Origin of the sequence: Hymenobacter ruricola (assembly GCF_015694525.1) — a bacterium.
Lineage (GTDB): Bacteria > Bacteroidota > Bacteroidia > Cytophagales > Hymenobacteraceae > Hymenobacter > Hymenobacter ruricola.
In genome coordinates, this window is record NZ_JADQDM010000001.1 from 744,917 (window position 1) to 757,417 (window position 12,501).

At 62.3% G+C, this 12,501-nt stretch carries 10 protein-coding genes; 3 read left to right on the forward strand and 7 right to left on the reverse strand.

Annotated elements, in window-relative coordinates:
* Positions 1–41: 41 nt before the first annotated feature.
* Positions 42–425 carry a hypothetical protein gene (locus tag I2H31_RS03315; protein WP_196291565.1) on the reverse strand — a complete coding sequence of 128 codons (384 nt, stop codon included), beginning with the start codon at positions 423–425 and terminating at the stop codon, positions 42–44.
* A gap of 121 nt (positions 426–546) precedes the next feature.
* Positions 547–1,353, reverse strand: coding sequence for a ParA family protein (locus I2H31_RS03320; protein ID WP_196291566.1), 807 nt, complete (start codon positions 1,351–1,353; stop codon positions 547–549).
* Between the two features lie 175 nt (positions 1,354–1,528).
* On the opposite strand from I2H31_RS03320, the gene I2H31_RS03325 reads away from it, so the two are divergent.
* Both I2H31_RS03325 and I2H31_RS03330 read left to right on the forward strand, forming a co-directional pair.
* Positions 1,529–3,325: an ABC transporter substrate-binding protein gene (locus I2H31_RS03325; RefSeq protein ID WP_196291567.1), complete on the forward strand. Its 1,797-nt coding sequence runs from the start codon at positions 1,529–1,531 to the stop codon at positions 3,323–3,325.
* Positions 3,326–3,386: 61 nt separating this feature from the next.
* Positions 3,387–4,250: an alpha/beta hydrolase gene (locus I2H31_RS03330; protein ID WP_196291568.1), complete on the forward strand. Its 864-nt coding sequence runs from the start codon at positions 3,387–3,389 to the stop codon at positions 4,248–4,250.
* A 38-nt stretch (positions 4,251–4,288) separates the two neighbouring features.
* On the opposite strand, the gene I2H31_RS03335 is transcribed toward I2H31_RS03330, so the two are convergent.
* The 5 genes from I2H31_RS03335 to I2H31_RS03355 form a co-directional block, all read right to left on the reverse strand.
* Positions 4,289–4,828 carry a DUF6438 domain-containing protein gene (locus tag I2H31_RS03335; RefSeq protein WP_196291569.1) on the reverse strand — a complete coding sequence of 180 codons (540 nt, stop codon included), beginning with the start codon at positions 4,826–4,828 and terminating at the stop codon, positions 4,289–4,291.
* Positions 4,829–4,983: 155 nt separating this feature from the next.
* Positions 4,984–6,762 carry a membrane protein insertase YidC gene (gene yidC, locus I2H31_RS03340; RefSeq protein WP_196291570.1) on the reverse strand — a complete coding sequence of 593 codons (1,779 nt, stop codon included), beginning with the start codon at positions 6,760–6,762 and terminating at the stop codon, positions 4,984–4,986.
* Positions 6,763–6,887: 125 nt separating this feature from the next.
* The gene (locus I2H31_RS03345; RefSeq protein ID WP_196291571.1) at positions 6,888–7,169 is read right to left on the reverse strand and encodes a GIY-YIG nuclease family protein; all 282 of its coding nucleotides are present in this window, start codon (positions 7,167–7,169) and stop codon (positions 6,888–6,890) included.
* 101 nt (positions 7,170–7,270) lie between these two features.
* The gene (locus tag I2H31_RS03350) at positions 7,271–8,914 is read right to left on the reverse strand and encodes a CTP synthase (protein WP_196291572.1); all 1,644 of its coding nucleotides are present in this window, start codon (positions 8,912–8,914) and stop codon (positions 7,271–7,273) included.
* A gap of 193 nt (positions 8,915–9,107) precedes the next feature.
* Entirely contained in the window at positions 9,108–10,556 is a 1,449-nt protein-coding gene (locus I2H31_RS03355) for a T9SS type A sorting domain-containing protein (protein ID WP_196291573.1), read from the reverse strand.
* 243 nt (positions 10,557–10,799) lie between these two features.
* Here I2H31_RS03355 and I2H31_RS03360 point away from each other — a divergent pair, with 243 nt between their 5' ends.
* Entirely contained in the window at positions 10,800–12,446 is a 1,647-nt protein-coding gene (locus I2H31_RS03360) for a Na+/H+ antiporter (RefSeq protein ID WP_230687410.1), read from the forward strand.
* Positions 12,447–12,501 lie beyond the last annotated feature (55 nt).

Here is a 12,501-nt window from a genome sequence, read left to right on the forward strand (position 1 = left end):
AGCTAACGACTACATGGTTTGAATAGTCTCAAAAAGTCAAATTATGACTTAGGATTCTGGTGCAGCGCAATTAATTCAACGACTTCACACTGACCAATTATCAAACCGCCTTCCCGGAAGTAGCCTTTAGTCCCAACCCTAATGTGCTGGCTGTGAAATTCCCGAAAAGCAGAATTTAGAATATACATATCAGCCAAGCCATACTGGGGCATAGGCTCACCTTCGGGTAGCATTTCGCCAGATGGCGTGATAAATTCCGGCCAAATCATAAATACCTGATTTGGCGGAGAAATTTCCACATCCTCATAAGCGAAATCCCACCGGATGTGCTGGAAGTGCGGCGTCTTTCGTCCTCCTTCTTCAGCACTGTAGAGACGGTATCTTACTCGAAAATCTGGCGGCAGGCGTTCGGAGGAAGATGCCATTAGGAATTGGCTGAGCTTTAAGAATCAGAAGGGAATTCCGCTGCTATGGCGCCGATTGATTAGTTGTGCGGTAGAGATGCTTCGACTTCGCTCAGCATGACGGCCTTTTGAAAGCGATTCCTTAAATCCGCTCGTCCTCGGCCGTTTCCTCGGTGGCTTCCACGCTGTTTTTCTCCACGATTTCGCGGGCCAGGTTGAGGTAGCTGATGGAGCCTTTGCTTTCGGCGTCGTGCAGGATGACGGGGATGCCGAAGCTGGGCGACTCGCTCAACTTCACGTTGCGCGGGATGATGGTGTCGAAGGCCAGCTGCTGGAAGTGCATGCGGACTTCCTCCACCACCTGGTTGCTCAGGCGCAGGCGCACGTCGTACATCGTGAGCAGGATGCCCTCGATTTCGAGCTCGGTGTTGAGGCGGCTCTGAATGATTTTGATGGTGTTCAGTAACTTACCCAGGCCTTCGAGGGCGAAGTACTCGCACTGCACCGGGATGATGACCGAGTGCGCGGCCGTGAGGGCGTTGACGGTGATGAGGCCCAGCGAGGGCGAGCAGTCGATGATGATGTAGTCGTACTGCTCGGCGAGGGGGCGCAGGGCCTCCTTCATTTTTTCTTCGCGGTTGGGCAGGTTTATCATCTCCACCTCGGCGCCCACCAGGTCGATGTGGGAGGGCATGAGGTCGAGGTGGGGCAGGATGTTGGTGGGCAGGATGATGTCCTGGGCGTTGATGCCGTCCACCATGCACTCGTAAATGCTGTTCTGGATGTCCTTCGGGTCGTAGCCCACGCCGGAAGTGGCGTTGGCCTGAGGGTCGGCGTCGACGAGCAGGGTCCGGTAGTCCAGGGCGGCCAGGGACGCCGCGAGGTTGATGGAGGTAGTGGTTTTGCCCACCCCGCCTTTCTGATTGGCTACCGCGATGATTTTTCCCATGAGTCTCTCTAGTTGTCAGTTGTTCGTTGCCAGTTGTTAGCAGTTCAGGGCTTCATTGTCAGTTAGCGGCCTTTTCCGGGGCTTTCGACTAACAACTGACAACGAATAACTGACAACTAAAAACTAATAACTTTTGCCGTAGCATTGCACAAAGATACATTCTTTCCCTCTTCGCATGGCCCCTTTTTTGGCACGTCGGGCTAGCTTCTTGGCTAATTGGTTTGGATTCTGGCTGGGCTTGCTGACGCTGGCCGGCTGCCACGACGCGGCCCGCCCGGCCGCCGACGAGCGCCGCGTGTTCCGCTACAACCAGCCCGAGGCCCTCTCGTCGCTCGACCCCGCTTTTGCCCGCAACCAGGCCAATTGGTGGGCCGTGAACCAGCTCTACAACGGGCTGGTGGAGCTTGATTCGGCCTTGCAGCCGGTGCCGGCGCTGGCCCGTCGTTATAGCATTTCGCCCGATGGCAAGACGTACACGTTCGTATTACGAAAAGGGGTTTTCTTTCATGAGAATGAGGAGGTATTTCATCCTTCGGCGGCTGACACGAAAGCATTGGTCGACCAGGAACTGAAAGACCATCCAGGCCGAAGTCGAGCCGATATAGAAAAATATGGCACAGAAGCTTCTCCCGCTGCCACGCGTCGGGTTATTGCTCAGGACTTCGTGTATTCCTTCAAGCGCATCCTAGATGCGGCCACGGCCAGCACCGGCGGTTGGATTTTCCGGGGCAAGGTGCTGGAGAAGCCCGACGGCAGCATCAGCGACACGGCTTTCGTGGCCGCCAACGACTCCACGCTACGCATCCATTTGAAGGAGCCGTTTGTGCCGTTTCTGGGCATTCTGACGATGCCGTATGCCTACGTGGTGCCGCACGAGGCCGTGGCCAAGTACGGCAAGGACTTTCGGGAGCATCCGGTGGGCACCGGTCCGTTCCGGTTTAAGCTCTGGGACGAAGGCAACGTGCTGCTGTATGAGCGCAACCCAAATTACTGGCGGCGCGACCGGCAGGGCCGCAAATTGCCGTACCTGGATGCCGTAGCGGTGAGCTTTCTGCCCGACCGCAAAACCGAGTTTCTCACCTTCATGCAGGGCAAGCTGGATTTTCTGTCCGGCATCCGGGCCGGCTCGCGCGACCTCATCATGCACCCGGACGGCACCATTCGGGATGATTTCAAGGGCAAGTTCACGGTGCAAAAAGCGCCGTACCTGAACACCGAATACCTGGGCATTCAGCTCGACTCGGCCAACCTGACGGGCGAGCAGGCCGCCCAAGGCCGGGCCCTGCGCGACCGGCGCGTGCGCCAGGCCCTGAATTTCGCCCTGAACAAGCCCGAGATGCTGAAGTACCTGCTCAACGGCGTGGGCGACCCGGGGAACTCGGGCTTCGTGCCCAAAGCCCTGCCGTCGTTCTCGGAAAAGGAAGTGCCGGGCTACTCCTACCAGCCGCAAAAGGCGCGGCAGCTGCTGCGCGCCGCGGGCTACGGGCTGCAGCGTCCCCTGCGCCTGCGCCTGAGCACCGTGCTGGAACGCAAGGAGATAGGCGAGTACCTGCAAAAGCAGTGGGCCGACGTGGGCGTGCAGGTCCAGATTGACATCAATCAATCGGCCGCGCAGCAGGACCTGGTGGACAACGGCCGGGTGGCCTTCTTCGCCAAAAGCTGGCTGGGCGACTACCCCGACGCCGAAAACTACCTGGCCCTGTTCTACAGCCCCAATTTCAGCCCCGCCGGCCCCGACAAAACCCACTTCAAAAGCGCGCAGTACGACAAGCTCTACGACGAAGCCCGCGGCACCCAGGACGTGGCCCGGCGCACGGCCCTCTACCAGGCCATGGACCGTATTGTGGTGGAAGAGTCGCCCGTCATCAGCCTCTATTACGATGAAGTGGTGCGCCTGACGCAGAACAACGTGCGCGGCCTCACGCCCAACCCCATGAACACCCTGCTGCTGGAGCGCGTGCACAAGGACTAGCGGCATCCTTTTCGGCGCCGTTGGCGTCATTGCCCTTGCCAAACTTTTTTTACCCAAGCCAATGAGCTGCTTCCGCCCCGCCGTTTTGCTGATGCTGTTGAGCCTGTCCGGGCTTTCGGCCGCGCACGCCCAAGCCCCGGGCCCGGGGTCCGAGGCGGCGCCGCTGGTGATGGGCCAAACCTTCACCATTGCCTCGAAAGCCTTAGGCGAAACGCGCCGTATCAATGTGTACTTGCCGGATGGCTACGCCGAAACGCCGGCCCTGCGCCTGCCCGTGCTCTACATGCCCGATGGCGGCATGAAGGAAGATTTCCTGCACGTGGCCGGCCTGGTGCAGGTGTCGGTGGGCAACGGCACGATGCGGCCGTTCATCTTGGTGGGCATCGAAAACACCGAGCGGCGGCGCGACCTCACCGGGCCCACCACCAACGAGAAGGACAAGAAAATTGCGCCCCGCGTGGGCGGCTCGGCCGCGTATCGGCAGTTTATCCGCGAGGAGCTAATGCCCGCGGTGAAAAAGCGCTACCGCACCACGGCGGAAACGGCCATCGTGGGCGAGTCGCTGGCGGGTTTGTTTGTGGTCGAAACGCTGCTCTTGGAGCCCGAACTGTTCAATACCTACTTAGCCTTCGACCCCAGCCTGTGGTGGAACAACGGCCAGCTAGCGAAAGAGGCCGCTAAGTCCCCCTTGCTCCAGGCCAAGGCGGGCCCGCCCAAAACCGTGTTTCTGGCCACCAGCCGCGATGGAGAGCCGGACGTCATGAACCAGTTGGCCAAACTGCTAAACAGCAAGCCAGGGGGCACCATCACCTGCCAATACGAGGCCATGCCCCAGGAAACGCACGCCACCATCTACCATCCGGCGGCGCTCAAGGCGTTTCGGTTGGTGTTCAAGCCTGCGCCCACCGCTCCGGGCGGGAACTAGGCAGCGGGCGGCGCCAGGCCCGCGCCAGGGCTATTAGGCTATTTTTCGGAGAGGACTCCGACCTGCGCCAGCGCGTCGAACTGATGCCCGAAATAGGTGACCAGCTCCCGCACGTTTTCGGGCTCGCCTTCTTCCACCCACACGGCTTTGAGCTGGCCATCGGCCTGGCGCACCGCGAGTATCACGCTCGGCAGGTCGCTGGTATTCTGCGTATAGCGCGGCTGAAATTGCTCGAAATGCGCTTCCCGGGCTCGCTGCAGCAGGTCGGCGACGGCCGCGGCCGACATGCGCAACTCCTTTTTGCCCACCTGCGGCACAAACCGCCGGCCCTCGTAGGCCACGCGGCCATCGGCGAAGACCTGCAGGGTGTAGGAAGGACAGGTGCCAAAGCAGGCCGTGCGCTCGAAGGTGATGACCGGGCCGTCGGCCACGGCGGGTTTGGCGGGCTTGGCCGGGGCGGCGGGGCTTTTGCTGACCTTTTTGGTTTTCACCTTTTGGGTTTTGGTGGCCTTCTGGGCGCAGGCGGGCAGCGTGAGGCCGAACGCAAACAACAGCAGCAACAGGGCGAGATGGCGCATGGCGGGGAGCTGGGATAACACGGGTGAGAGAATTGCCGGGTGCAAGTAGGCAAACAAAAAGCCGGCAGAACGAAAACCGTGCCTACGGTTGTGTTCTGCCGGCTTTTATGCTTTCTCCGTCATCCTGAGCAGACTGCTCAGGATGACAGAAGAAGCTACGACTTGCGCTTGGCCTGGGCTTCGCGCTCCTGCGCGGCCTTCATGGCTTCGGCGATGCGGCCTTGCAGGCCGCCGGGCTTCTTGTCCTTGTTTTTGATTTTGTTGGCTTCGAGCTGGGCCCGAATTTTGGTGTCGTCCACGAAGGCTTTGGTGATGGCCTGCTGGGCGAAGGTGATGACGTTCGACACGAAGTAGTACCAGGTGAGGCCCGCCGCGAAACTGTTCAATACGAACAGGAAGATGATGGGCATCAGGTAGCTGTAGGTCTTCATGGGGCCCTGCATGGCCGTGTTGGTCTGGTTGCTCTGCCAGGTCATGAGCAGGGTGGAGGCCGTCATCAGCAGCGTGAACATCGACACGTGGTCGCCGTACCATTTCACGTAGAAGGGCAGCTTCACAAACACGTCGTAGCTGCTCAGGTCCTTGGCCCACAGGAAGCTTTGCTGGCGCAGCTCGATGGCGTTCGGGAAGAACTGGAACATGGCAAACAGGATGGGCAGCGTGAGCAGCGTGGGCACGCAGCCGCTCAGCGGGCTTACTCCGAAAGTGGAGTAGAGCTTCATGGTTTCCTGCTGCACCTTGGTCTGGTCGTCGCCGTACTTTTCCTTGAGCTGGTCAATTTCCGGCTTCAGCACTTTCATGCGGGCCTGGCTCTCGTAGGTTTTGTAAGTCAGCGGCCAGGTGACCAGCTTGATGAGCACCACCAGCAGCAGGATGATGATGCCGTAGGAGCTGATGTACTGCTCCAGAAAGTGGAACACCGGCAGCACCACGAAGCGGTTCACCCAGCGGAACAGGCCCCAGCCCAGGTACACGTTGCGGTCGAACTCGGGCGCCACTTCTTTCAGGGTGTTGAAGGCGTTGGGGCCGAAGTAGAAGCGGTACTGGCCGCGGCCCTGCTCCACCTCGGCCACCGGAATGGTGAGCGTGCTGCTCAGGGTTTTGATGGTGCTGGAGTCGGCCAGGTTCACGTTCGAGTTGAACGCACCGCCCGCGAACGGCTGCTGGTCGGCGATGAGGCCGGCCACGAAGAAGTCGTGCTTGTGGGCCGCCCATTTCACCGGGCCGGCGGCCTTGTATTCCTCGGGCTTCTCGCTGGCCTCGGCCAGGGCGCCCTGGTCGCCGGCGGCCAGGTAGTGGTTGATGGTGGTGTGGTTGCGGTTCTGCTTGAGGTCCTGCTCGGTCTGGCGCACCTGGTCCACAAACGAGAACGTGAGCGGCTCCTGGGCCACGGTGCGCTCCAGGCCCAGCAGGCGCAGGTCGTACTTCACCTCGAAGCTGTTGGCGGGCAGCGTGTAGGTCTGCACGATGCTGCCGCCGGCCACCGGCGCCGTGAGGGTGAGCACCGAAGCGCCGCCCGCCTGCGAAGGCTGGGCCTGAAAATTCAAATCCGAAAACTTCACCGTTTTGCCGTCCACGGTGCGGAAGCGGGTGTCCATGCGCGCGCTTTTCGCGTCGAACAAATCCAGCGACTGGCCGAAGAAGGTTTTGTACTTGAGCAGGCGCACGGCCGTCACGCGGCCGCCGCGGGTCGACAGGGTCACGTCGAGGTTGGCGTTGGTCAGGTGCAGGTCCTGGGCCGGGCCGGCGGTGCTGTCGAGGGCGGCTTCGGGCGCCAGGGCCGGGGCTGCGGGGGCCGGGGCCTGCGTGGCGGCCGTGGTGGCGGGTGGCGTTTTGCCAGCGGCTTTTTCGTCCTTCTTCGGGCTGAAGAAGAACAAGTACACGAGGAGCAAGGCCGAGATGAGAAACAGGCCGGTTGCTTGATTTTTGTCCATTATTGTTTTAAGGTTGCGAAGGGGCAAAGGTACGGGCGGAAAAGGCCTCGTCTGTCATTGCGAGGCCGCAGGCCGTGGCAATCCGTCCTCTCTAAGCGACCAGCCCTCTGACGTGATAAAACTTTCTACCCCACCAATTCTTCCCAAGCTGGGTTGTTGGCTTCAATCAAAGCCAATTTCTTGGCCCGTGAGCCCGCTTTGAGCTGCTTCTCCCTGGCAATTGCCGCATTGATGTCGGAGTAGGTTTCGAAATGCACTAGCTTATGCACGTTGTATTTCTTGGTAAAACCTTCGTGAGAGTTGGCTTTGTGCTCGGCTACGCGTCGGATTAGGTCATTAGTCACACCGATGTACAGGACGGTATGGTTGGCGTTGGTGAGCAAATAGACGTAGTAAGTGCGCACCATATTTTATGGGAGAGAAAAGGCTTTTTCACAACTCAGGGCTAGTCGCAGAGAGAGGACGGATTGCCGCGTTCCGCTGCGCTCCACTCGCAATGACAAGTTTCTTACCCCTTGCGGTGCTGGATGGCCGCCCGCACAAACCGCGTGAACAGCGGGTGCGGATTCTCCACGGTGCTTTTCAGCTCGGGGTGGAACTGGCCGGCTACGAACCATGGGTGGCTGGGCAGCTCGATTACTTCCACGAGGCCGGTGTCGGGGTTGGTGCCGGTGGCTTGCAGGCCGGCTTCCTCAAACCGGGCCAGGTACTGGTTGTTGAACTCGTAGCGGTGGCGGTGCCGCTCGCTGATGTGGTTGCGGCCGTAGGCCTTGGCGGCGCGGGAGCCGCGGCGCAGGTCGCAGGCGTAGGCGCCCAGGCGCATGGTGCCGCCCTTCTGGGTGATGTTTTTCTGCTCTTCCATCATCGCAATGACGGGGTTGGGCGTGAGGGCGTCCATCTCCGTCGAGTTGGCGTCGAGCAGGCCCAGCACGTGGCGGGCGTATTCTACCACGGCCACCTGCATGCCCAGGCAGATGCCGAAGAAGGGGATGTTGTTTTCGCGCACGTAGCGCACCGCCGCAATCTTGCCCTCGAAGCCGCGCTCGCCGAAGCCGGGCGCCACCAGCACGCCGTCGCAGCCGTGCAGCAGGGCCGCGATGTTTTCGGGCGTCACGTTGTCGGACTGAATGCTGCGCACCGTCACCTTGCACTCGTTCTGGGCGCCGGCGTGCACGAAGGCTTCGTTGATGGATTTGTAGGCGTCGGGCAGCTCCACGTACTTGCCCACGAGGGCAATGGTCACTTCCTCGGTCGGGTTTTTGAGCTTGCCCAGGAAGTCTTTCCAGGCTTCTAAGTCGGGGTGCTGGGCGCCGCCGGTCAGTTTCAGGCGCTTAATCACCCGCTCGTCCAGCCCCTCCTTGCGCATAAGCAGCGGCACGGAGTAGATGCTGTCGGCGTCGAGGCTTTCGATGACGGAGTTGATTTTGACGTTGCAGAACAGCGCGATTTTGCGCCGCATCTCCATCGGAATGGGGTGCTCGGAGCGGCACACCAGGATGTCGGGCTGCAGGCCGGCCTCGCGCAAGTCGCGCACCGAGTGCTGGGTGGGCTTGGTTTTGAGCTCGCCGGCGGCCTTCAAAAACGGCAGCAGCGTGAGGTGAATCACCAGAGAATCGTACTCGGGCAGCTCCCAGCGCAGCTGGCGCACGGCCTCCACGAAGGGCAGGCTCTCGATGTCGCCGATGCAGCCGCCGATTTCGGTAATCACCACGTCGAACTGCCCGGTTTGGCCCAGCAGCAGCATCCGTCGCTTGATTTCGTCGGTGATGTGGGGCACCACCTGCACGGTTTTGCCGAGGAAGGCGCCTTCGCGCTCGCGCCGGATGACGTGGTCGTAGATGCGGCCGGTCGTCACGTTGTTGGCCTGCGAGGTGGGCGTGTTCAGGAACCGCTCGTAGTGGCCAAGGTCGAGGTCGGTTTCGGCGCCGTCGTCGGTCACGTAGCACTCGCCGTGCTCGTAGGGGTTCAGCGTCCCGGGGTCGATGTTGATGTAGGGGTCGAACTTCTGGATGGTGACTCGGAACCCGCGGGCCTGCAGCAGCTTGGCCAGCGAGGCGGAAACAATTCCTTTGCCGAGTGAAGAAGTGACGCCGCCGGTAACGAAAATGAATTTCGCAGCCGACGCGGAGGGGGGAGTGGAGCGTTCGGGCATGACGGGAGTCAAAAGTACGGCGCGGAAGTTGGGAACCCGCGAAAAAAGCTCCCGCCGCCGGGCGCGCGCTGCCCGCGCCGGCGCCCAATTGCCTGAGCCGCGCCGGTTCAGGTGGCTTGACCACCAGCCAAAAAAAGCCTCCACGGCCGGGCAGCAGTGGAGGCAATGAGACAAACCAAGGGCGCGAAGCGGGCTAGTCGAGCACCACGCGTTTCGTCAGGGAATGGCTGCCGGCCTGCACGCGCAGCACGTACACGCCGGGGGCCAGCCCCGCGGTAGCAAAGGTGAGTGCGGCCCCGCTGGCCGGCCGCGCCTCCGGTTGCTGGCGCACCACCTGGCCCAGCGCGTTGCGCAGCTCAGCCCGGACGGCAACGGCGCCCCAGGCGGCGGGCAGCTGCACGGCGAAGCCCTCGTGCGCCGGGTTGGGAAACAAGGCCACTTCGGCTGCTTCGGCGCCGGGTGCGGCGGCCAGGGGCGTGAAGGTGCCCGTGTTGAGCAGCACGCCGACCCTGTCGCTGCCGAAGTTAGCCGTTACGATATCAGGCCGGCCGTCGCCGTTCACGTCGGCCACGGCCACGCCGTAAAGGGTAAAGCCGACTGCACCGGCAGCGTAGGTGCTGACAGTCGCCCAGCCGCCGCCAGCCTGTCCCAGCAACACCCCGGCCGTGCTGTTACCAGTGTTGCCCGTCACGATATCGGGCCGGCCGTCGCCGTTTACGTCGGCCACCGCCACGCCCTGCGGGTTACTGCCGGGTCCGGTTGAGTAAGTTATGACCGGGGCAAAGCTTCCGCCGGTCTGTCCCAGTAGCACTCCCACCAGGTTGCTGCCGCTTTTGGTGGTCACGATATCGGGCCGGCCGTCGCCGTTCACGTCGGCCACCGCCAAGCCGGTTGTACCGATGCCGGTCGAGTAAGTACTAACGGGGGCAAAGCTTCCACCGGCCTGGCCCAGCAACACCCCGGCCGTGCTGCCATTGGCCGTGACCACATCGGGCCGGCCGTCGCCGTTCACATCGGCCACTGCTAAAAAGCCGGAGCGGCTGCCGGTTGGGTATACAGTGGCCGGGGCGAAGCCGCCGCCAGCCAGCCCCAGCAACACGCCAACCTCGTCGCCGCCGGGATTGGCGGTGAGGATATCGGGCCGGCCATCGCCGTTCACATCGGCCACGGCCACATCGGTTGGGGAGCCGCTGTTGCTGCTGGCCACGGCTCTGTAAGTGATAACCGGTGCAAAGCCTGCGGCGGGCTGGCCCAGCAGCACCCCAACCGTGTTGCTTATGCTATTTGTCACCACGAGGTCAAGCCGGCCATCGCCATTTGTGTCAGCCACAGCTAAGCCGGTGGAAAAGCCGTCGCCACCTGCATAGGTGACCGCTGCGGCAAAGCCCCCGCCGGTTTGTCCTAGCAGCACTCCTACAGCGCCGCCAGAGTCTGCGGTCACGATATCGCGCCGGCCGTCGCCGTTCACATCGAGTACGGCCACCTTAAAAGGGAAGGTTTGGAAGCCAGTCGGGTAGGTGCTGACCGGGGCAAACGTGGCCGGCGTTTGGGCCTGCGCCGCGCCGCCTCTGGCCAGCAGCAGTCCTAGTGCCACCCGGGCAACGGCCCGGTGCGGGAAATCGAGAGGGGAGAAGTGAAGCATAGAAACAGGGCTGGTTGGAACAGAAGTAGTTAATGCCTGCCTGAGTGGTGCGCATCGGCTCTCATGACCAAGCAACAATCAAGCCGCACCATGCTGGTGGACCAGCGCAGAACCGTGTTTCGCTCTCCTGCATCTCTTGCCCGTCGCACCAAGCGAAAGGCCATCAGGCAGCGCGGTACCTCGCCTGCGGCATTACAACTGGCAGCGACTACGGCAGCAGCCAAGTGCTTCGACGGGCTCAGCATGACGTTCTTACTTTGCAAGCTCAACCGCTACCTCATGCTGCACGAAACCCTGCTGCTCATTCTCGGCCTGCTGTTCGCCGTGTTCCTGCTGGTGATGCTGGCGCAGAAGCTGCACATTTCCTACCCCATTTTTCTGGTGCTGGGCGGGCTGGCGCTGAGCTTCGTGCCGGGCTTGCCGCGCGTGGCCATTGCGCCGGATTTGATTTTCCTGATTTTCCTGCCGCCGCTGCTCTATGAGGCGGCCTGGACCACCTCCTGGAACGACTTCTGGCGCTGGCGGCGGCCCATTGGGCTGCTGGCGTTTGGGCTGGTGGCCTTCACGTCGGGCATTGTGGCGGTGGTGGCGCAGGCTGTCATTCCGGGGTTCACGCTGGGGCTGGGCTTTCTGCTCGGCGGCATCATTTCGCCGCCCGATGCCGTGGCGGCCACCTCGGTGCTGCGCGGCGTGAAGGTGCCGCGGCGAGTGACGGCCATTCTGGAGGGCGAAAGCCTGATAAACGACGCCAGCAGCCTCATTGTGTTTCGGTTTGCGCTGCTGGCCGTGTCGTCGGGCGTGTTTGTGTGGCAGCAGGCGGCCGCCAGCTTCGTCATCGTGAGCGGCATGGGGCTGGTGGTGGGCATTGTGGTGGCGTGCGGCTTCTTTTTGCTGCACCGGTTCCTGCCCACCACGCCCAGCATCAACACGGTGCTCACCTTCATGGCGCCCTACGTGATGTATCTGCTGGCCGAGGAGTTCCACTTTTCGGGCGTGCTGGCGGTGGTGAGCGGCGGGCTGCTGCTTTCGCACCTTTCGCACCGGGTGTTCGACGCCAACACCCGCCTGCAGGCCAACAGCGTGTGGGCCAGCGTGAGCTTTGTCCTCAACGGGCTGGTCTTCATCCTCATTGGCTTGCAGCTGCCCATTGCGGTGGAAGGGCTGGGCGAATATTCCCTGCAACAGGCCATCACCTACGGGCTGCTGATGAGCGCGCTGGTCATCGTCATTCGGCTGCTGTGGATGTACCCGGCGGCGTTCCTGCCGCGCTACCTGAGCCGGAAAGTCCGCAGCAGCGAGCCCAGCCCCGGCTGGCAGGGCACGCTGGTGCTGGGCTGGGCGGGCATGCGCGGGGTGGTGTCGCTGGCCTCGGCGCTGTCGGTGCCGCTGCTGACGGCCGACGGCCTGCAGTTTCCGCAGCGCAACCTCATTTTGTTCATCACCTTCGTGGTCATTCTGGTCACGCTGGTGCTGCAGGGGCTCACGCTGCCGGCCATCATCCGCTTCACCCGGCTGGCCGAGCGCGACGACCGCACGCCGCTGGAAGAGCAGGAAGCCGGCGTGCGCCTGCACCTGCGCACGGCCGCCGTGAAGCACCTGCAGCGCCAGTACGCCGCCGAAACCGAGTCCAACGAGCTCATTGCCCGCCTGCAGCAGCGCATGCAAACCGAAATCAACCTCACCACCCGCACCCTCAACTCGCTGGAAGTGGACGAGGCCGGCCGCGACGCCCTGCGCCAGTACCACCTCGTGCTGCTCGACGTGCTGAACGTGGAGCGCGAAGCCCTGGCCCACCTGCGCCACCACGACCGCTTCGACGACGAGGTGCTGCGCCAGCAGGAAGCCCAGCTAGACCTGGACGAGGCCAAGGTGAAGCACATCGAGCGGTAGGGGCGGGGTTATATGCCCGTCATGCAGCGCGCAGCGAAGCATCTTTACCGCAATA